This window comes from Fibrobacter sp. UWB11 (assembly GCF_900143015.1).
Taxonomy (GTDB): Bacteria; Fibrobacterota; Fibrobacteria; order Fibrobacterales; family Fibrobacteraceae; genus Fibrobacter.
Genome location: NZ_FSRT01000001.1, coordinates 1,358,218 through 1,380,463, shown reverse-complemented (window position 1 = coordinate 1,380,463; position 22,246 = coordinate 1,358,218). Strand labels below are relative to the sequence as shown.

Genomic DNA, 22,246 nt, shown 5'->3' with positions numbered 1-22,246 from the left:
AGCTATATAACATTTTGCAAAAAGAATGAGGATTTTGTAAATGTGGAAAGTTAAAGGTGCTGTAAGATTCTTCTTATCTGTCCTTGCTACAGCTTTTGTTCAGGCGGGTGTATTTATTTACGCTCAAAAGATTCTCTCCGGATCGTTCTTTGCGAAAGACGGTATCATCTGGCAGAGCTTCATGCTTCAAATATTCTTCCTCGCGCCATACGTGCTGATGGTGTTCTTTGCGGGGTTCTTCACCAATAAGTTCTCGAAGAACAAGGTGATGGCGTGGTCGTCACTCGTGATGACGCTATTTGTGATAGCGCAGTCGGTCTTGGTGACTGTCGATTACCCGAGAATCGCATTCTGGCTCTCAATCGGGCTTAGCTGCGGTTTTGCAATCCATAGTGCGGCTAAGTATGCCATTGTGAAGGAAATGTTTGGAGTGCGCAGATTGAGCTATGCAAACGCTTTCCTCCAAATCTTTAGCATTGGCGGTATTATCGCGGCGTCTTGGCTTGCAATTGTCGGTGTGAACCTCATTAATCTTGACCAGCTCGTGTCTTACGAAGCTGTGCGTCGCATTACGTCCAAGTCCGTTGTGATTCCGTGGATTCTCACTGCGGTGAGCGTGCTCGGTACGGTTGCAAACTTCATGATTCCTCGCGTGAAGTACCAAGACCCGAACGTAAGCATCGATAAGGTTAAACGCCATTTGAGTCTCGGTTTCCGCGTGCCGACGCTCCGTGCTTCTATCATTGCCCTTTCGATGTTCTGGGCTTTGGCTCAGGTGTTTGTTCTTGTGTATCAGGACGTTTCCGGTTCTTCGACCGTGAACATGATGCAGGATTACATGTCGTTTGCGATTATTGGCCTTATGGTCGGTACGATTGTGGCTGCGCATTTCTCCAAGGACTTTATCGAATCAGGTTTTGTGCCTCTTGGCATGTTTGGCGCTTCGATTTGCATGTTCCTCGTGCCGTTCCTTGTGCACCCGGTTGCTCTCGTTGTGCTTTATTCTATGACCGGTTTCTTTGGCGGTCTCATCTTGGTGCCGGTGAATGCTCTCTTGCAGTATAACACGCGTCCGAATAACTCCGGTTCTGTGATTGCTCTTGCTAACTTGATCCAGGCCGTTGTGCTCGTGGTATTCCTGTTCGTGTTTACGATGTTGGTTCGCTCTACGGATATCCGCCCGCAGAACTACTTCATTGGCCTTGCTGTTATTTCTGTCGGTGTGTTTATCTGGTCGATTTACAACTTGCCGCAGGCCATGCTTCGCACGCTCCTCCGCTTTGTGTTTAGCCGCTACAGAATCCGCGTGTTGAATGTGCAGAACATCCCGAACGAAGGCCCGATTCTTTTGGTCGGTAACCACCACAGCTTTATTGACTGGGCTATGGTGCAGATGGCATCGCCGCGTCCGCTTTGCATTGCAAGTAACAAGGACCATTTCGATAAGTGGTATTTGCGTGCCGTGCTCAAGCGCTTGGGCATGATCCGCATCGATAGCCGCAATCCTAAGATTGCGATGGACAAGATTCACGATGCACTCCTTGCGGGTAAGGCTGTCGTGATTTTCCCGTCGGGCGAAGTGTCCAAGTCCCCGCACGTGGAACCGTTTACGATTGATTATTCCTCTGCTGTTGATGGAACGAAGGCTCAGGTGATTCCTTTCTACATCCAGGGGTTGTGGGGCAGTAACTACAGTTACAGTTCTTCGAACATGTTTGGTGCTTCTGCCGAACGTTCTGTGACGATTGCTTTTGGTAGCGCTATTCCTGCAAATACGCCTCCTAACGAAATCCGTGCGATTCTCCGCCGCATTTCCATTGATGCATGGAACTACGCTGTGTCGTTCGTGCACCCGATTGCTGATAGCTGGATCCGCACTTACAAGAAATATGTGAAAAACGGCCCTGCAATTTATAGTCCGGATGGCGCACATTTCTCGGGTTACAAGTTGATGGGTGCTGTGATGGCGTTCCGCGGTTACCTCAAGAAGACGCTTGGCAAGCAAGAACGGAATGTGGGTATCATGCTTCCGCCGAGCCCTGCCGGTGTGATTGTGAACCTCGCTCTTTGGGTGTTGGGCAAGACGAACGTGAACTTGAACTATACCTCGTCTGTCGATAACGTGAAGTTCTGCTGTGAACGTGCAGAATGTTCTACTGTGATTACGAGCCGCCAGTTTGTTCAAAAGTTGAAGGGTCGTGGTAACGATTATTCGCAGATTGCTTCGGACAAGGTTCGTCTGCTTTACGCCGAAGACATGATGAAGGAAATCCCGAAGGTTAAGATTGCTGCATTCCTCGTGCTCTGCATGGTTATGCCGAGCTGGTTGATACGCTTTGTGTTCGTGAAGCGCCGCTCTTTGGACGACAATGCTTGTATCGTGTTCAGCTCTGGTTCCGAAGGTACGCCGAAGGGTGTGGAACTTACGCAGCGTAACTTGATGGGTAACATCCAGCAACTCGCCTGTATTTTGAATGTGAGCCGTGGCGATGTGATGCTCTCGGAACTCCCGCTGTTCCATAGCTTTGGTCTTACGGTGACAACGCTTTTGAACCTCACGGAAGGTTGCCCGATTGTTGCTGTGGCAGACCCGACCGACGTAAAGACCATGTCTCGCGTTTGTGCCGAATTCCAGGTATCGTTCTTGATTGCAACGCCGACATTCCTCCGTGCATTTACGGTGAGCCGTTATGTGCATCCGTTGATGTTTAAGTCTGTGCGTATCATTATTGCTGGTGCCGAAGCGCTCCGTCCGGAACTTGCGAATGCATTCCGCCTCAAGTTCGGTAAGGAAATTTACGAAGGCTACGGCTGTACAGAAACGGCTCCGGTGGCGTCTGTCAATACCGAAAATACGTTGTTTGATGACTATACCACCATGCAGGTGAATAACAAGCCGGGAACCGTGGGCCCAGCTCTTCCGGGTACGCAGTTCTTGATTGTCGACCCTGAGACGAACGAAACTTTGCCGACTGGTGAAGCGGGTATGATTCTCATTGGTGGTTGCCAGGTGATGAAGGGCTATCTTCATGATCCTGATCGTACAAAGAGTGTAATTGTACAGAAGGATGGTGTCCGTTATTACCGTACTGGCGACAAGGGCTATCTCGATGAAGATGGATTCCTTACGATTGTGGACCGCTACAGCCGCTTTGCAAAGCTCGGTGGTGAAATGATTAGTCTCGGCGCCGTCGAAAAGAAGATTCAGGACACGCCGGTGTTGCAGGGGTGCGATTACGTTGTTACTGCTATCCCGGATGCCACCAAGGGCGAAAAGATTGTTCTTTTGTACCAAGGCGAAAAGGATCCGAAGGACGTGCTTTCGGAACTGCGTGCAAGCGGCATGCCGCCTTTGATGCTTCCGTCTGCTGCGTTTAACGTAGAAGTGATGCCGAAGCTTGGTTCTGGAAAGGCTGACTTTGCGACCGCAAAGAAGATGGCAAAGGAACTGGTGGAGAAGAAGTAAAAACCTTTTTTCATTCCCTCCCTGATGTGCATGGTTGATTTTCAACCATGTTTTATGAAATAGGGGAGGAATGTAAGATTGGGGATTTTGCTTTGGTGTTTATATAGTTTGGATGAAGATAAGAAGGAAAATGAAATCTCTATTAATTTTTATTTTGTTCTTTTCTTTCAATTGTTATGCTGCGTTTGTAGCTGTTTTAGAGACTATGAGTGCTCCTAATACACTTACTTTTACAGAACGTCAGTATATAACAGATAAATTACGACAAATTGCAGTGACTTCTCTTCCAAGTTATATGGGCTATACCATCATGACTCGTGAAAACATTATCGCAATGCTACCGCCTGGTAAAAAGGTTGATGATTGCGAAGGCTCTTGTCTTGTTGAAACTGGTAGAAATATCTCTGCTGATTTTATTGCTCAAGCAAGAATTAGTGTGTTTGGAAAATCATTTACGGAAACAGTGGAACTGTATGAGACCGCATCTGGTAAGTTGATGGCTAGCTTTACAGCACAAAGCCAAGATGCTGAAGGCTTGTTGAAAGAAATAGAACTTCAAGCTCCGTCACTTTTTTCTACAATTAAGAATCCTTCTAGGGCCTTTAGTGATGGAATTACCGGCTTTAAACAAGGGACTTCTTTCAGTATGAAAGGTACTCGTCAGTTTTTAATAGAGCTTTTTTCAAAACCAGAAGGAGCTATGGTAAGTGTTGATGGTCGGCCCAAATGTAAATCAACACCGTGTAATGTGCAGTTAGATGAGGGAAAACACAATATTTCATTTGCTTTTGATTTTTATCTTGATTTAGATACGTTGATCGATGTTAATAGTAATGAGCAGCGCTTGGTTGTTAATTTAATACCTAATTTTGGAACACTTGAAATTGCGCCTCGCTTAAATGGGCGTGGTGATATTGCGGACCTTTCTGTAATAATTGATAAAAAAGAGTATAGATCAAAAAAAATTCGACTTGCTATTGGGACGCATCATGTTGATTTACGTCATCATTGTTTTGAACCGGTGTCTTTTGATGTGACTGTGAAAAATGGAAGTGAATTAAAATTTGATTATGCTATGGAACCTGCTATGGGCGGACTATCGCTTTCTGCGATGGATGAAAATGGTCCCTTGTCTATGCCTGTTTTTATTGATGGAAAAATGAGGGGGAAAACTCCTTTTTTTGAATCGGTTTCAATTTGTAGTCGTGTTGAAATTGGAAACTCCAAAGATTCTGTTCCTGTGTCACTAAAGTATCATGAAACAGTTGAGTATGTGTATAATGAAAAAGAAAATGGTGCTTATAAAGATCGCGATGGTAATGCGTATAAGACAATTAAAATAGGTAATCATCGTTGGCTGGCTGAAAATCTAAAGGAAAAAATTGGAAATAGTTATTGCTATGATAAAGAAGTAAAGAATTGCCAACGTTATGGACACCTTTATAGTTGGAGCGAAGCTAAGTTGGTTTGTTCACAAGGATGGCGTCTACCAACCAAAAAAGATTTTGAAGATTTATTTAATTCTGTTGGTGGTAAACATGTGGCTGGGAAAATGCTTAAATCAACAAATTATTGGTTTGGTGATGGTGCTGGAGAGAATACGTTTGATTTTGGTGCTATACCATCGGGCTATCAAGACCATGATGGTAGTTTTGGTAGTTTAGGTAATTCGGCTTTTTTTTGGAGTTCTACAGAAAAAGGCCCCGGCTATGCGTATTTTATGAAGTTAGATGAGAATAGTGATAATGCGTATTTTGGTTATAATGGAAAATATTATAGATTTAGTGTTCGTTGTGTAAAAGATTATAATTAGAGATTTCCTAATTTAGGGCTGTAATGAAGTTGTATATTTTTGTATAAAGAGAACAAATAAGCAACATTTATTATGCGAAGGATATAAAAAACATGAATTTCTCTTTGACTCCTATACGTACCGCACGTTTGATTGCATCTCTGATTGCAATCTTTGGAATGTTCGTTTTTGCTGTGGAACGCATGCTTACAAAAGTCTGCGTTATGGCAAAAGACGGCGTGCAGATGGGGCTCAACCGTTATTCCAATTCGTTCACGGGGCGCTTTGCAGCCGAGAATTTCTCGGATGACAAAAAACTCTTGGATGTTCTCCGTCAGGCGAATGAGCTTTTCCCGATTGCAGAGAAAGTCTCGCTTGCTTTGTTCATTATTTGCCTAGTTCTCTTTATAGTGGCTGCTTTTGGTATTGCATTCCCGAAGCAGTTCTGCCATGTACTTGTGGCGATGAAGCTCCTCAAGTGGCAAGACGGGATTGTTTTGCAGGATATGAAACTCTCGGGAACTCCGTCAGAGGGACCTCGCGTTTCTGATAAACTTAAGGAACTTTGCGGAAAAATTGCCGCTGCTGCGAAAAAAGTTCAGCCGAAGTACTGGATTTTTATCGGTTGCTCGCTTGTGTTTGTGCTTGTGCTCGTCTTTGGCGTGCGCGGTTGTTCGGCTCCGAGCGTTTTCGGCGGCTCGCAGGCTGTGACCGATGATTTGAACGGACAGACTTTGTACTATATCCAGGCGCAAAAGTCGTTCTTTGCAAAGACGAATAAGGTGGGCGGGCCGAAATCCCTCCAGATGCCGGATTCTTTAGTGTCTGACTACTTTACGTATCGCATTACGGGCGGTAAGTTTACGGCGACTTTGAACAAGAATGTCAAGGATTGCCCTGCCGGTACCCGCTGGTCGGTGAGTGCGGCCACCAAGGGAATTTTCACCTTGGATCTAGTGCTTTATCGCTCTGCTCCCAAAGACTCCAATTGCGTGTTCATTTCGCCTAATTTCAAAAATCTCGGAAGAAAGTAAACTCAAACGAGTTGTCTAGAGACAACAATTTGCTAGTTGATTCTTGCGCTTGAGGGGGCGAGAATATATATTAGTAATACCTAGAATGTTCTAGGTTTGTTGATGGGTGGTGGTATGAAATTTACGCAGATAGTCTGTGCTATGGCTGTTGCGTCGTTTGCCGACGTGACTTGGGTCCCGCAGTGTGAAGATAATGGCTTTTCGCTGATCCGTTCTTCAGAACATTTTGAAGTTTGCAAAAAGCCGACGAGTGACGACGGGAAGGCGAATAATGTTTCCATTCCGACATCGGATGCCGAGGGTGTACTCCAATCGCTAGAGAAGGTGTATTCGTTTTACATTGATTCGCTCGGGTGGATGCTTCCGTTCCCGAAAAGCCCGGACAGAAAACTCAAAAGCAACATTTACGTGTTCGACAACTCTGTGATGGCGGCACTTTACGGCGGCCAGGATTACGTGAAGGGACTGAATAACGAATTTGGCCCCGGCATGTGGATTGGCGTTGGTTCCCTCAAGGATTATTGGGGAACTTCGCATGAGTTCGCGCATGGTTTGCAAGGTGTGGCGGGTTGGCTTGGTAACAATAGCCATTCGGGTTGGATGGCAGAATCGCATGCGAACTGGATGGCTCACCAGTACAATCCTAACGATGCGCATTGCTCGGAATATTTAATCAATTTCCCGTACTTGTATTACGGCTCCACGCGAGATCGCTACTGCAACTGGCAATTCCTGGAACATTTAAAGGAAGAATTCGGTGGTGGCTATAAAGGCGCGCACGAGGTCAATCGCATTTGGATGGAATCAATTCGCGATGGCGAAGATGGTCGTATGGAACAGACTCCATTTACGGCGATGATGATGGTTTTCGGCTGGTCGCTCGAAGAACTGAACAATGAGTTCGGCAAGTTTGCGATGAAGAATGCAACGATGGAATATGCGCCAGCAAAAAAGACATTGTACAAAAAATCCTGGGGCGATTACGAATTTGCGACTCGTCGTACGCACGATGGCTGGGGAGATTTGTATCGCAGACATTCCCGCGTGACGATGTTGAACAAAATGAAATGCGAGGATGGGAATGTCGCGGGTACCGAAGGTTGCGCGGACCGCTATATTTCGCCGAGCTACTGGGCTCCGCAGCGCTGGGGTTATAACCTGGTGCGCATTTATCCGGATTCGGCGGGGAAGGTGACGGTCAAGTTCCGTGGTATTGTGCAGGAAAAGCCGACGGTCAATGGTTACACTTGCTTTGGCGATAACACGGATTATTACAAGGGCAAAACTTATAAATGGTGCAATTATGCTCCGGACAAATTGCCGGATCCTGCATCGGGTTGGACGGTTGGCTTGGTCGCGGAAGGTGCTGATGGCACGCCGCGTTACAGTGAAATGAAACACGGTACAGGTTTTAATCTTGAAATTCAGACGAAGGCGAATGACAAGGCTTTGTGGCTTGCGGTGACGGCGACTCCGACCGAAATGCAGACGATTTTGTGGGACCAGTTCTATTACAGTATTTATCGCTATCCGTACATGATTGAAGTCGTGAACGGAACGCCTGAAGGCTATACGAAAGACTTTTGGAAACCGGCTGGCTTTAATGGAACGACAACTTCGGGCTATTCGCAACATGCAAATGGTGGTGGCTGGGTCAGTAACAAGGCTAAAGTCGCTGCTACGGCTTATGTGGGGCCTGATGCCGTTGTGAATGGCGGTACAGTTTCTGGCAACGCCCGAATCGAAGATTTCGCCGTTGTAAACGGCGGCACCATCAGTGAGAACGCCGTGGTGCGCGGGCGCGCTCTTGTGACTGCGGGCACGATTAGCGATGACGCCGTGCTTGAAGAAGACGCTTGGCTTGTGAGTGGAACGATTAGTGGCAAGGCCAAGGTCGGTGCGCTCTCGCTGATTGTGAATTCAACTGTGACAGACAACGCTCAAGTTTATGGTGTAATGTGGGCTGTTTCTGGCAAAAAGTTGAGTGGAACGGCGCAATTGCGTGGCGATCTTGAAAACAATTTTTCGAAAGAGCTTTCAAAGGGAATTTTCTATGGCATGGTCGATGACGGAATGCTTGATAATGCAAATTATGGTGCAAATTTGACGACTCCGCCAACGGAAGCGACTGCAAGTATCGAAAATGCAAAGTGGTATGCGATTGCCGAAGATTCTACGCAGACGGAACCGGGGCCTACGATTGTTCGCAAGTTTAATAAAAATCGCTTAGTTCCGACGATGTCTTCGCTAAAAATGCAAGTCTTTGACTTGAACGGTAATGTTGTTTGGAAAGGCTTGGCTGCAGATGCTCTTAACGATAATGGAACGCTCAAGCCTGCCCTCCGTCAAGGAACTTATTTGCTGAAATCCAGCGCTGGCTATCGCAAGGTCGTAAAGCGGGGAAGGTGATAAATATAGATTGAAATGTTGTTTTGTAGCGGTTTTATGACCGCTATTTTTTTATTTTATTACAGAAAATAATTTTTTTATCTGTTAAGAACATATGAAAATTCTTGCGACTGTCTTGATTCTTTTGATGTTTGGCTTTTGCAATGCTATAGTTAAAATGCCTTCTTGGAATCCTAATTGGTGGTGGAAATCTGTTCCGCAAGATACAAAATTTCCAAATTTGAGTGAAAAATTTGTAATTCCGTATGTTGGAAAACATATGATGGTTGCTGGGCGCGAGTATAGTGTTCGTGCATTTTTGGAAATGATGAACGACATCAATACTGATGTTGTATCTGTTGTGCAAAGTAATATGGAAATAAATGATAAAGTTGTAAATTTTGATTTTGCCAATATAAAAAGAAGTATGGATACCTTGAAGGTTGTCTCCGGAATTGCGAAAGGTAAAAAAATAAAATCTTTATTATCTGCAGTAAATTTAAAGGTTAAGAGAAATGGGGCTGCAGATTCGTATGTAATTGATATTTTGAAATTGTCAAAAACAAATTTGAAAGATATTCAAATTTATAGAGATAATATTTCGATTGAATATTGCTTAAAGCCTGAAAAAAGAAGTGTTGCTTTTGGTGGTATAAACGAAAAAACTGTCATTAAGTCCTTTATTTCTGAAAAGGTCCGCGTGCGTGCATATGATAGTACTCTAGAGACCGAATTTGACTGTTTCCGGTTGGAATTTCCGGGTATAACGGCAAAAAGAGCGATGGAGAAAAATTTGCCGGTTCTTATGAAAGGTGAATTTTTGAAGGTCTTTATAACAAGAGGAGATGTACAAGCTAATATTGATATGTCCGATCATGAATATTGGAATAGAAGAATTTTTGCTGATTATAAATTAAGTTATATAAAAATTCCGTATTTTGATGATTTAAAAGTTTCAATGATGAAAAAAGAATTCTCAATAGAGTATATATATTATATCCTTCAAGATTATACTTTCATTTTAAGGCATTGTGTCTACGAAAGTCTGAATCGTGGATATGATTTTATTGATTTAGCTCAATTAGAGTGTTGCTTGGAAATTCACAGCATAAAATATCCTTTGCAAGATATAGGCGTAATACATAGCGATAGTATCGGTAATAAGGATTTGGATAAAAATGATTTTATAAAAGTATTTTATTCCGAACAAATGAACAAAAATAAAAAGTTTGAGTTGAATGAAGGACGTGATATATTACTTTTTAAATTGTCCTTAACGGATATTAAATATAGGGGAAAAAGCGATAAAATAAAGTTTAATGTTGAAGACTATGATATTGATGCTGATGCCTATATCGCAATTGATACTGGCCCGAATTTTATGGGGTGGCGCGTGTTAGGCTCAAATAGTTTTGTTGGACTAAGCGTAAGAATGTATGCTGATGCGCCTGAATTAAATTTTGGCGTGTTTAAAGGTACACTTGATAATGGAAAGTCCAAAACGAAAGGACGGTTTACTTATTCTGTGAATATTTGGCCGTATGCGGATAATCCTGTAGATGGCCCCGTGCTTGTTTATGAATGATTACATTATGGGGGTGTTTTGGTTGGAATTTCCTTTGTAATATGTAATATTTTTTTTAATTTTTGAAAAAGAAATTTAAACAGGTTGGATTCGGTGAAAAAAATTGCAATTGCATTAGTGTTCCTTTTGCTATTCCCATGTTTTGTCTTTGCCAAATACATGGCTGTGCTTGAAACGCTTTCCCCAAATGACTTGCTCACAAGGCAAGAAAAACTCTATTTGACGGACATTCTGAGAGGGCAGGCTGTTCATATTCTCCCTGCGGAACAGAACTGGACTATCATGACGCGTGAAAATATTAATGTCATGTTGCCTCCAGGAAAAACTATCGAAGAATGTGAAGGCAGTTGCCTTGCCGAAACCGGAAAAAATATCGCTGCCGATTACGTGGCTCAGGCTCGCATTTCGCAGTTTGGAAAATCTTTGGCGATTAGCGCCGAACTTTACGAAACTGCAAGCAGCAAGCTCATTTCGAGTTTTGCGGGTAAAGGCGAAACAGTCGATGATATCGAAAAAATTATCAAGGAAAGTGCGCCCTCTTTTTTCAGAAAAGCTCGTGATAATGCTTTGAACGGAGTGGGATATGTAAGCACCAACAATGCGTTCTCGTTCCAAGGTTCCAAAAAATTTATTGTCGAAGTCCAGACGGAACCTGCTGGCGCAATCCCGACATTTGACGGTAAGGCCTATCCGCAATGCACAAGTACGCCCTGCAAAATTCAGCTTGAATCCGGCGAACACAGACTCCTTGTTTCAAAAGAAAGATTTGTTGATTTGGACACGCTTATAAACGTGAACGAAAATACGCAGACCATAAAGTTGATTCTTACTCCGAACATCGGCTTTGTCGATGTAGCTCCTCAGATATCTGAGGAATTTAAAAGTATTTCACCCGTTGCAGTGACCATTAATGAAAAGAGAGCTAATCTTGGCCGGAATGAACTTGTACCGGGAGTTTATGCTGTTCGCATATCGCACATCTGTTACGATCCTATCGAACTCAATGTTGCTTTGCAAAAGGGCGAAACAAAGGAAATCACAGATACCCTGAAACGCGGTGTTGGTGCGCTCGAATTGGATGCAGTGAATAATGGCGAACCGTTGGCTTTGCCTGTAATTGTGAACGATAGCGTCATGGGCACAACGCCTTTCTCGGGCGTGGTTCCGCTTTGTTCCAAGATTGAAGTTGAGTACGATAGCGTGCGCAGGGAAGTTCCTGTCAGCGTAAAATGGCACGAGGTTGTAAAGACTACCTTCGATGTAAATAGCCAGCCTGTAATTGAACAGCCGGTGGAGGAACCGCAACAAAAAGCAGATACTGCCTATGCGAAAGTGGATAGCGTTAAGGTTCCTGCGGACACGGTCAAGGATACTACTGCGACAGCCGCGTCAGTTCCTAGTGCTAAGCGTTTCTGGGGCGGTGTTACTGCAGGCTTCATCTATAATGATTTTCATAGCACGCATTTTGGCTTGAATAATATAAAGCATAGTTCCGAATACAATGTGTCCGTGAACGGCTCCGATGATCTCCTGAGCAATTTCTGGGGAGTCGGATTCAAGGCCGGCATGAGCGGTTTGTTTATTGCTTCACCGTATTTTAGCGTGCTTGGCGAATTCACGTTAGGCTTAAGGCAAGGAACCGGTGAAACGAATCTCTCTGTGATGGTCTCCAGGAAAGATTTCGAGAGCGCCCAAAAGCAATCCGATGTGAAAATTGTATATAACGTAAAACAATTGAATATCGATATTCCTGTACTCGCTCGCGTCTCGATTCCCAAAGTGCTTTACTTTGAAGCGGGCCCCATGCTTTCGTTTAACGTCTATTCAAAAAGCAAAGTCGATGTCTCTGATATTTATGGAACTCAGACTTTCGAACAGAACGGTGAATTCAGCGCTGTCGAATTTGACATTGCTACAGGTTTAGGTGTCACGCGCAACATCGGCAAATATATCCTCGATTTTAATTTACGATTTGTAATTGGTTTGACTCGCATCAGTGATGGCGAGGACTCCCCGAAAACATGGCAGGGGCAGTTGAACGCAACTTATTGGTTCTTGTAGGGGAGGGGTGAATATGCTGTTTCGTAAGATGAATTTTAAAGTTTTGATTTCTGTTTTGGTTGGGTTTGCTTTGTCGTTTGCTGCTGATATATCACTTCCTGCTCCCCAAAACGTAGGAACAGGTATTTGGGTCCAGCAGATTGGCGATATTGTGCCGCATGCTATGGTTAAGGGTACGATATATTATACCAAGTACGAAGTGAGTGATTGTGTAAAAAGTATCGATTACAGGTACGATGGTGCAGGTTATTTGCAGATAAATACAGAGAGCAAGAAAACGCTTTGTGAGCAGGAAGACGGCATCAAGGGTTCTGGAGGTATGGGGTTACACCCTGATGGAGACTTGCTGGTGGCAGGTATGGGCGAATACATTTATAAAGTAAGCCGTACTGCTAAGGAAATGGGGGAACAATGTCTTGTTGCTACATCGGAGCCCGCATCGCAAAGTGGTGGTTTTTGGCACCTGATGATGCAACCCGATGGAGAAAATCTTTGGGCTGCAGGTATTCCGGGGTATCTTTATCGTTTTTCAACAAAGACTGATCCTAGTAACGGTAACCTTGCATCAATTGGTTATAAGGTGGAACTTGAAGCTAGCGATGGTACAGATCCGGACCACAAAATGACAACCCTAATTTGGGATGGTGAAGGAACAGCTTTCTTTACTCATTCTGACTATTTTGGTGGTGGATGCGAAGCCTCCGGCGGAACTAGGGCCTGTACTGATGAAGACAGAAAAAGAAGAAACAGTTTGAAAGATGTTTATTTTGGTGTAATTACCGATACGACTTGGACGGAAGTGAACTCCGAAAACCAAGCCGAAATTGGCGGTGAAATTGGTGAAAATGTCATCACTAAGCTTGGAACCAAAATTTTGATTGATTCGTTGGAAGGTGCCCATGGTGGTGTCTATGACCCGTATTCCAAGACTATCTTTGTTTTCGGTGGTGCGAGAATTGTGCAGATTCAGCCCTATCGTGAAGAGGGGCTTGTTAAAGCCAAGGTCGTTGCAATGATAGATATGCGTGAGTATTTCTTTGAAGAAACAAAAGAAAATCTAACTGGGCCGAGAACATCTGGTGTTGGGTGGCGTTTCCATCAAGGGGTTGCTGATGGCTTGGGACATCTTTTTGTTACTTCAACTAGCGGTCACTTGATTTTTGTAGACTATGCTGCTAATCCTAAAAAATTGATTAACGATAACCTTTTTATTCAAGTGCAGTGGATTGATAATAATCTTGATGGTTTGACTCTGTTGAAAGAATCTTTGCCTGCTAAAACTTATGAAATTTCTGAAAATAAATCTTCTGGCACACGCTTTGGCGAATTTTCCGCTTATGAAGATGATGCTTCTGGTGTGACTGCGCAATCTGTTTCAATAACAGATATGGATGATTGTACCCCTGAAACGAATTGTGCTCAAGATTTGTTTGAAATTGCATCTGCTATTGATGATAATGAAGATCCTATCTTGAATAAGTTTGTTTTTGTTACAAAACAGAGTTTGGATTATGAAGCTTTATACAATACCAATAAGAGAGACGCTGCCTTTAATGTTAAATTGACCATAAAAGATGCTGAAGAAAACGAAACGGAAAAGTATGCCCGAATTAAAGTGCTGGATGTAAACGAAGAACCGTACTTTACAATTACTACGGATGAAATCGAAATGGCTGAAAATACAACCGTGTCAACGGTTGCGATTACGTTTGAAGATAAGGATAAATTTGCAAATAACAATAATGAATTAGTCATTATCACTGATGATAGTGGTATCTTTGAAATAAATTCCGATGGTAAAATTCAGCTAAAGAAAGATGCTGCACTTGATTACGAATCTAAAAATGAATACGAAATCACTGTGCGAGTGCGTGATGCCGGTGTGGATGGTGATGGAAATCTTCTTAATCCGAACCTTTATGAAGACAAAACATTTAAGATTACAGTTACCGATGTTAACGAAGAACCTGTGTTTGCTTATTCTTCATATGAATATTTTATTAGAGAGGATATAGATGTTGATGTCTCGAATCTTGTAGGTTCTGTTTCTGCTGTAGACCCAGATGCTGATGCCACGATTACTTATTCTCTTGATGGGGATGATGCAGCGTTATTTGATATTAATGCAAGTACTGGTGAAATTGTGATTAAGGATGGTACAACTTTCGATTACGAAACAAAAACTTCTTATGTTTTTGTAGTTGTTGCTTCGGATGGTAAATTTGAAGTCAGATCTCTTGTAACTGTTGAAATTGTAGACGTCAACGAAAAGCCGGTATTTGAAAAACCGTCTTATGAATTTACTGTTGAAGAAAATGCAGAGCAAACGGTTTTGGGTTCTGTTTCTGCTGTAGATCACGATGTTGATGGAACGGTTATTTATTCTCTTGTGGGTGATGAATCTGAATCGTTTGTGATTAATAAAAATACGGGTGAAATCACTACCAACGAGAACGTAACTTTCGATTACGAATCCAAGTCTTCTTATACCTTTGAAGTTGTTGCTTCTGATGAAATTCTTGAAAATCGCGTGCCTGTAACTGTTAATGTCGTTGATTTTCCTGAATCGCCAATTTTCCCGGAAGACATCACGACTGTATTCTACATTGATGAAAATGCATCTTCTGGCACAATGGTTGGAACTGTAGTTGCAACAGATGACGATTGCAAGGGTGATTTTATTGAGACCTGTGCGTTACCGACTTACATGCTTTCGCCATTTTTCGGCTACGAAGAATACGGTGATTTGTTTACCATTGGTAGTGGCGGAACGATTAAGCTAGCTAAAGATGGTGCCTTGGATTATGATGTGAAGAATGTTTATGAATATCATGTTCTTGCAACAGATGGATCGGATGAATCACTTACATATTCTGTTGATATCACTATCAATGTTCGCAAGGTAGCGCATGAGCCCGAGATTGCTGATGATGGCCATGACTCCTATAATGTTGCCGAATCTACTGATGGTAGTAAAACATCGACAGGCTCAGAAATCGCTTGCTACGTAGTGTCGGACAAAGATCCAGGTCAAGTTGAAAATCTTTCTGCGTCGTTTACTGACTTGGGTAGTACAAAGGCCAATAATTTCTTTAAAGCAGAAATCAAAAAAGTTGGCTCCATATATAAACTTTGCCTTGTCGTGAAGGATGGCTCTAAGCTGGATTACGAAACGGTTGCGCACACCCATAAGGTCAAAATTTCTGTAGTTGATTCTGATAATAAAACAGCTTCACTTACAAAAACAATTAATATCACTGATGTGAACGAGAAACCCTCGATTTCGGGAAGCCTTACCAATTTCTTCTACGAACATGAAGGGAAGAATCATTTGGTGGGTCAGCTTTATGCTGATGATCCAGATACGTCAAAAGCGTTTACGGATAACATTTTTAAAGCCGTGGGTGGAGATACCGACTTGTTTATGATTACCGAAAATGGTTTAATCAAGACAAAACGTGATTTTGACTTTGAAAAAGAAACGCGTTTTTCGTACACTCTTGATGTCTCGTTGTACGATAGGAATACTGAAAAGTATCCGGACTACAAATCTTCTTCAAAGGTGCTGATTTCGCTTAAGAATTCACCGAATGATCCGGTGGAATCTAGCTCCAGCAAGGCTGTTTCTAGCAGCTCTGCAAAGCCTGCTTCGAGTTCTAGCAATTCTAAGCCGGCTTCCTCTAGCAGCAAAACGGTCGCTTCAAGCTCTAGCAAGAATATTGTAACGCCTGAATCAAGCGTGTCTTCGTCTAATTCCAATGCGTCTGATTATGGTATTCCGACATTCCATGTTCGAGTGGTTGCTCCGTTCGAATTTGAAATCGTTATGGATGAATCCTTGCCGAGACTTGCAAAACAATATGCCGTTATGGATATGATGGGGCATGTGATTTCTACGGGTGAGTTGAGCGACAAGGATACTCGTGTGAAGGTTTCGACGCGTGGCGCGTATGTCGTTCGAGTTGGGCTTGGCTATAAACGAGTGAATGTGAAGTGATTACCATGAAAAAAATTATATTTGCCAATATGAATTCTTTAAAGTTTCTGTTTTGTGGTGGCTTGATTTCACTTTTCGGTTGTGCGGGGAGTGACTATACTGCCAACAATAAAGTGAATGTGGGGGCGGATGAGGCTCGCGCTAGGGCCGCTCAGGCTTATGACGAAATGGAACCGGTGCCGTCATCATCTTCGCAAAAAAGCGAAGCTCAAGGTGTTGCTTCGAAAGTTGTTCTGCAGACATCGTCTGTGTCTAATGTTTCGCTTTCGGAACAGCTTCAATCTTATGCTTGCCCGAATGTAGATGATTTACGCGGTATAGGTATTGCCGATGATGCTGGTGCCGCTTTGTTGATGGCTCAAAAGGACATTGCTGCAAAAATCCAGTCTGTTGTGGTTGCTCAGACGGAACAAACTCGCCAGTCGAATGTGGATGCTGCAGGCAATGAAACTTTGGCATCTTCATTCGAGGCAAAAACGAAGGTGATTACGCGTTTGCAAAATGCCCAAGATGCAAAGGCTGTTGCTTCGTTGAACGTGGGCGGAAAAAATGGCGTAGTTGCTTGTATGCAACGCTCTGATGCCGCAAGGCCGTTTGTCAAGGAATCTTCGCTGTTGCAGGATTCTGTGGCTCTCGCCATCAAGACTTTTGAAGAACAGAAACACCCGATTGTTAAGAATAAAGCGTTTAAAAATGCTCGCGAAGTTTATGTGCGCTTGCTTGCGGTTGAGGATGTTCTTCATGGCCTTGGCGTGAAATCCGAAAAAGATATAAAGCCTGTTTTCGATGCCGCTCAGCAGAAGTATAATGACTTCCGTTCAAGATATGCTTTTTATTATCAAGAAGAAAATGGTGCGGATGAATCTGCAGAACAGCGTCGTTCTGTGTTTGAACGTATCTCGGCAAAGTATCCGGTGCGTGCGGCAGAATGTTCTGAGGGCGGACTTTTGTTAAAGCTGAATGTCTCGCCTGCACAATGTATTGAAAAAAGTCTTGGACTTTCTTGCACGGCTACGTTGACTCTGAATGGCTCGAGTTGTGATGGCGAATCTTACTTTAGCGTAAATGGTAAAGTAAAGGGAAATGGCCGCTACGACAAGAGTGAGGCTTTAGAGCGTTTGAACCAGAACATTTCGAATGGTGATTGGTTTAACGACTGGGCAAAAGAATTGAACAAGTGGAGATTGGAATGATTCGTATTTTGTTTCTTGTTGCTTTTTTGACTGCATCGCTCTCGTTTGCTGCACCGGCTTCGGATTCTGAAAAGTCGCGTAAAATTGAATTGCCAAAAACGATTGCGGATTCGTTGCCATGGTTTGCTGTTCGCGAGTTCTCGGAAAGCATGGTGCCTTTTACACGCGTGCATTTGCAAAAGCTTACCCAAAAGAGTGAACGCACTGCTCTTGTTTATTTTGCAACGTGGTGCATTCCTTGTAGAGTTGGTGTAAAGCGTTTGGTCGAAAATTATGATGAGCTCAAAAAGAATAACGTTTCCGTAGTGCTTGTCAATATTGGCGAACGTGATGAAGGGGCCATTAAAAAGTGGATACAAAAGTTGAACGCATCTGTATTCACAGTTGTAATCGACCCATTTAAACGTCTTACGGAAGGCTTTGGTTTGGTCAAAGAGAATGAAGAAATCAGCTTGCCGCGTACCATTGTGCTTGATTCTAAAATGAAGCCGTTGTTTATGCTCAGCGAAGAAGGTCAGGATTGGCCTCAAGTTCTTTGGGCTAAGTAAAACGAAAAGTTTCGGTAATGCAAAAGCCCCGGATTAATCCGGGGCTTTTTGCTTTTTGGATTCTATCGCCTCTTCGAGGCTCCAGAATGACATGCAAGTCTGAAGTGTCACCCTGGAGGCCTTCGGCTGATAGGGTCCATTAGGATTTTTTAGCCTTCGACCTTCGGAAGCTGTGCGAGGCTCTTGGCGATGTCTTCATCCGTCGGGATGTAGTCGCTCATTTCGCCGTCATTGAACTTCTGGTAGGCGACCATGTCGAAGTAACCCGTACCGGTGAGGCCGAACACGATGTTCTTGGCCTCTCCAGATTCCTTGCACTTGAGAGCTTCGTCGATCGTTGCGCGGATGGCGTGGCTGGATTCCGGAGCCGGGAGGATACCTTCGGTCTGGGCGAAGAGCTTTGCGGCTTCGAAAACCTTAGTTTGTTCGACAGACGTTGCACGCATGAGGCCCTGATCGTAAAGTTCAGAGAGAATGCTGCTCATACCGTGGTAGCGGAGGCCACCAGCGTGGTTTGCAGACGGGATGAAGCTAGAACCGAGTGTGTACATCTTGGCGAGCGGGCAAACCTTACCGGTGTCGCAGAAGTCATAAGCGTACTTACCGCGAGTGAAGCTCGGGCAGCTTGCCGGTTCCACAGCGAGAATATCGTAGTCGGCTTCGCCACGGAGCTTTTCACCGATGAACGGGCTCACGAGACCGCCGAGGTTAGAACCACCGCCAGCGCAACCGATGATGAGGTCGGCCTTCACGCCGAGCTTGTCGAGAGCGGCCTTCGTTTCAAGACCAATCACGGACTGGTGGAGGAGCACTTGGTTCAGCACGGAACCGAGAACGTAGCGGTAACCCGGCTGCTTCACGGCTGCTTCCACAGCTTCAGAAATGGCGCAACCAAGGCTACCCGTGGTGCCCGGGAATTCGGCGTTAATCTTCTTACCGATGTCGGTCGTCATGGACGGGGACGGAGTCACCTTGGCACCGTAGGTGCGCATAACTTCGCGGCGGAACGGCTTCTGTTCGTAAGAAACCTTCACCATGTAAACTTGGCAGTCCAGTCCGAAGAATGCGCTGGACATCGAAAGGGCGGTGCCCCACTGGCCAGCACCCGTTTCAGTCGTCACGCCCTTGAGACCTTGCTTCTTGGCGTAGTAGGCCTGAGCGATAGCGGAGTTGAGCTTGTGAGAACCCGAGGTGTTGTTGCCTTCGAACTTGTAGTAGATGTGAGCCGGAGTGCCGAGAGCCTGTTCGAGGAAGTAGGCGCGAACGAGCGGAGACGGACGGTACATCTTGTAGAACGTGCGAATATCTTCCGGAATTTCGATGTACGGAGTGTCGTTATCGAGTTCCTGCTTGATGAGTTCGTCGCAGAAGACGGGCTGCAGGTCTTCGAACGTTACCGGCTTGCCGGTTCCCGGATTCAGGAGCGGAGCGGGCTTCTTTTTCATGTCAGCACGGACGTTGTACCATGCCTTCGGGAGTTCATCTTCTTTAAGATAAGTCTTGACCTGACCTTCGATCTTGAGCGAGTTTCTCATTTCGTTTTCCTTTTTGTTTTGTGGCCAAAATATATTAAAACCCAATTGCGGTGACAACAGAATCTTCTCAAATTAATTGAAACATAAAACGTGTTTATTGCAAAATATTCTGAATTTGAGTAACTTTAGCTTGATTCACTAAAACCCTGATATTTATGCGACTTTGGCTTATCACTTGTCCTGATAATTTTGCGGCAGAATACGATGATATCGAAGAAATGTTCCGTCGAGGGCTTACGCGCTTGATTCTTGATAAACGAGGTCGTGGCGCGAATCTTCATGCGACTCCGGACGATTACGAACGTTGGCTCTTGAGCCTGCCCATGGATTTGCGTGACCGTATTTGGGTGCGTGGAACGCCCGATTTGGCCGAACAGCTTGATGTGCGCGGCTGCGTGTGTGAAGCACAAAGTTTGATGGGCGAGGTTCCTGAAAGCTGGAAACGCGTAAATTGCGTTGCGTTTTGCCGAAGCGTGGAGCAGGTCGAAAATCTCCCGGAATGGGTTGCCGGAGCGCTCCTTGGACCAGTTATGCAACCGCAGTCGGCGTTGGAAGTTATGGAATCTTTAGGAACTTCTTTGAATGTAAATGCAAAAACGCCCCTCATTTTGTGGGGCGGTGTCGATACGGATACAATCGATGATTTCAAGAAGATGTCGCCTGCAGGCGTAGCATCCCTTGGTGGGATCTGGAATTACGCGGACTCTGTCAATGCATTTATCAAATTAAACAGAGCTGTTGCAGGTATCTAATTTTCCTGGATCCTTCGACTTCGCCCTTACTGGGCTTCGCTCAGGATGACAAGGTCGAGTATGACGAACGACCAATAACTATTTCACAACATACATTCCGTTGCGCGGCTTGCCTTTAAGCCTGTTGCCGAGCAAATCGAAATACATGCGTGTGCGGTTCAGGTGCGTGTCTTTGCGGTTTTCGCGCATGCCGCGATTGCTGATGCTTACAGGAGGAGGCTCAACGTATGGGTGGTCAGGATCATCAACGACAATCTTGATCTTGACGCTGCTCTTACAGCCTGTTTCGTTCGTGTAGGTGACTGTGTAGTAGCCGCTCTTGGTGCCATCCAGATTCTTGAGTGTATTTTCGCGGTCGGTTGACTTGAATCCGTCCGGACCTTCCCAATTCCAAATAATGCCATCCCACGGGTGCGGGCCAAGCGTAAGCGTAGCTCCTTTTGAAACTTTCAAATCGGTCGTTATAGCCCAGTTTGCATCTCCGACTTTTACGTAGGGGACAATCTTTGTTGGGCTACACGGGCCTACCACTTTTTTGCCATCGCAAACACCGATAGAATCGGGAATGTCGATAACTTTGGGTTCGAAATCCGGCGTCGGGAATGCTTTCATGAGGGCCGCGGTTTCTTCGGCGGTAATAGGAAGAATTGTGCCGTGACGTGGCGTGAATGCGCCGCTTGTCTTGGTATTCTGCACGAATTTGAATGTATTGAGGTCCGAGCTAGACGTGAACTGGTAATGCCCATTCACGTAGCAGTCGTACATCAAGACCCAGGAATTTTGGTTGATGAGCTTGAACACTCCTGCCCCTTCGACCGCTTCGGTTGTTTGCTGCAAAGCGCCGGTTCTGTTGTACCACGTTGGCCCCTTAGTCCCATTTTCGGAGGTGAGAGTCCTTGCTTGCACCTTGCAGATGCCACCGTCGCCTTCGTTCTTGTAGAACCCGTGGTAGAGTTTGTCCACTGGGTTGTAGACGATGTCCATGTCGATGGTGGATTTGCCGCGGTCAAAGAAGTGCTTCGGGTCGCCTTCGAGGTCGGTAAAGTCTTCGTTCGCGTAGTTGAAGAACACTTGGTCGTAAGAGATGGTCCCGTCGTTAGTCAAAAGCGAATAATATACGAGCGGGCGGCCTTTGCTCCCGTCCTTGTTTTCGTAATTCTCGTCCCAGATTGTTTCTGGAGCCCAAACTCGGGTCACGTTCGCGAAGTTCTTGCCTTTGTACTTGTCCGGGAAATGTACTGTGGCGTGTTTCCAGTGGATAAGGTCTCGCGATTTCATGAGCACCATGCCGCGGTTGCTGGCCCAGCCTTCGGCACTCTTCATGTCGGTATTGACCATGTAGAACCAGCCGTCTGGTGCGCGGAGCACGTGGGGGTCGCGGAGCCCTTTCTTGATACTCACGGAGTCGGCGGCAACGACGCGTTTGCCGTTATTCATCGGGGTGAAGTTGTATCCGTCGTTACTGAGGGCGTAATAGATGTTTTCGTCGTTATTGGCGGGGAAGTACGCGAAAAGGTAGTTGGAATAAGGCTCGAATCCGTGGATAGAAACCTTGTTCTTTACAACTTGTTTTTTATCGCTCAAGTAGTCTTGCACGGTCGCCGTGAGCGTGACTTCTTTGTTTTCGCCGACAAAACGACCGTTGATGTGCCCATCATGGGTGAGGAACAGCGTATCGCTGCTTTCCCAGGTGATTGCAAAGGATTCCCCGCCCAACTTTATCGTGTCGGGGAGGGTAAGGTCATTATAAAGGTCGTTGATTATGTTGCCAAAGGCCACGCTATCGACAGCTCGATAGAACGGAGTGATATCGACAATTTCATCGGCTTGAACAGTGCTAGCCAGAAATGCGCTAGTAAAGAGTACTTTGGTCCATCCCAAACGATTTTTCATAA

General features: G+C 44.8%; 12 protein-coding genes. 10 read left to right on the top strand and 2 right to left on the bottom strand.

Annotated features, from left to right (window positions below):
- Positions 1 to 40: 40 nt before the first annotated feature.
- The 9 genes from BUQ91_RS05865 (at position 41) to BUQ91_RS05825 (ending at position 18,064) form a co-directional block, all read left to right on the top strand.
- On the top strand, positions 41 to 3,466 hold the full coding sequence (locus tag BUQ91_RS05865; RefSeq protein WP_072828418.1) for an MFS transporter: 3,426 nt from the start codon (positions 41 to 43) through the stop codon (positions 3,464 to 3,466).
- Between the two features lie 130 nt (positions 3,467 to 3,596).
- Positions 3,597 to 5,279 carry an FISUMP domain-containing protein gene (locus tag BUQ91_RS05860; protein ID WP_139255911.1) on the top strand — a complete coding sequence of 561 codons (1,683 nt, stop codon included), beginning with the start codon at positions 3,597 to 3,599 and terminating at the stop codon, positions 5,277 to 5,279.
- Positions 5,280 to 5,371: 92 nt separating this feature from the next.
- On the top strand, positions 5,372 to 6,292 hold the full coding sequence (locus BUQ91_RS05855; RefSeq protein ID WP_074208499.1) for a hypothetical protein: 921 nt from the start codon (positions 5,372 to 5,374) through the stop codon (positions 6,290 to 6,292).
- Positions 6,293 to 6,406: 114 nt separating this feature from the next.
- Positions 6,407 to 8,701, top strand: a complete 2,295-nt coding sequence (locus BUQ91_RS05850; RefSeq protein ID WP_254842257.1) for a DUF6055 domain-containing protein — start codon at positions 6,407 to 6,409, stop codon at positions 8,699 to 8,701.
- 94 nt (positions 8,702 to 8,795) lie between these two features.
- Entirely contained in the window at positions 8,796 to 10,265 is a 1,470-nt protein-coding gene (locus BUQ91_RS05845; RefSeq protein ID WP_074208498.1) for a hypothetical protein, read from the top strand.
- A 93-nt stretch (positions 10,266 to 10,358) separates the two neighbouring features.
- Complete coding sequence (locus BUQ91_RS05840) at positions 10,359 to 12,326, top strand: PEGA domain-containing protein (protein ID WP_139299697.1); 1,968 nt, start codon at positions 10,359 to 10,361, stop codon at positions 12,324 to 12,326.
- 13 nt (positions 12,327 to 12,339) lie between these two features.
- Positions 12,340 to 16,323 carry a cadherin repeat domain-containing protein gene (locus tag BUQ91_RS05835; RefSeq protein WP_074208496.1) on the top strand — a complete coding sequence of 1,328 codons (3,984 nt, stop codon included), beginning with the start codon at positions 12,340 to 12,342 and terminating at the stop codon, positions 16,321 to 16,323.
- A 5-nt stretch (positions 16,324 to 16,328) separates the two neighbouring features.
- On the top strand, positions 16,329 to 17,516 hold the full coding sequence (locus BUQ91_RS05830) for a hypothetical protein (RefSeq protein WP_074208495.1): 1,188 nt from the start codon (positions 16,329 to 16,331) through the stop codon (positions 17,514 to 17,516).
- Positions 17,513 to 18,064: a TlpA disulfide reductase family protein gene (locus BUQ91_RS05825; RefSeq protein ID WP_074208494.1), complete on the top strand. Its 552-nt coding sequence runs from the start codon at positions 17,513 to 17,515 to the stop codon at positions 18,062 to 18,064. The genes BUQ91_RS05830 and BUQ91_RS05825 overlap by 4 nt, the downstream gene beginning before the upstream one ends.
- A 149-nt stretch (positions 18,065 to 18,213) precedes the next feature.
- On the opposite strand, the gene BUQ91_RS05820 is transcribed toward BUQ91_RS05825, so the two are convergent.
- The gene (locus BUQ91_RS05820; protein WP_074208493.1) at positions 18,214 to 19,599 is read right to left on the bottom strand and encodes a TrpB-like pyridoxal phosphate-dependent enzyme; all 1,386 of its coding nucleotides are present in this window, start codon (positions 19,597 to 19,599) and stop codon (positions 18,214 to 18,216) included.
- A 155-nt stretch (positions 19,600 to 19,754) separates the two neighbouring features.
- Between BUQ91_RS05820 and BUQ91_RS05815 the strand changes: the two genes are divergently transcribed.
- Complete coding sequence (locus tag BUQ91_RS05815) at positions 19,755 to 20,351, top strand: beta/alpha barrel domain-containing protein (RefSeq protein WP_074208492.1); 597 nt, start codon at positions 19,755 to 19,757, stop codon at positions 20,349 to 20,351.
- 78 nt (positions 20,352 to 20,429) lie between these two features.
- Here BUQ91_RS05815 and BUQ91_RS05810 read toward each other — a convergent pair whose 3' ends face one another.
- Entirely contained in the window at positions 20,430 to 22,244 is a 1,815-nt protein-coding gene (locus BUQ91_RS05810; RefSeq protein ID WP_074208491.1) for a glycoside hydrolase family 43 protein, read from the bottom strand.
- Positions 22,245 to 22,246 lie beyond the last annotated feature (2 nt).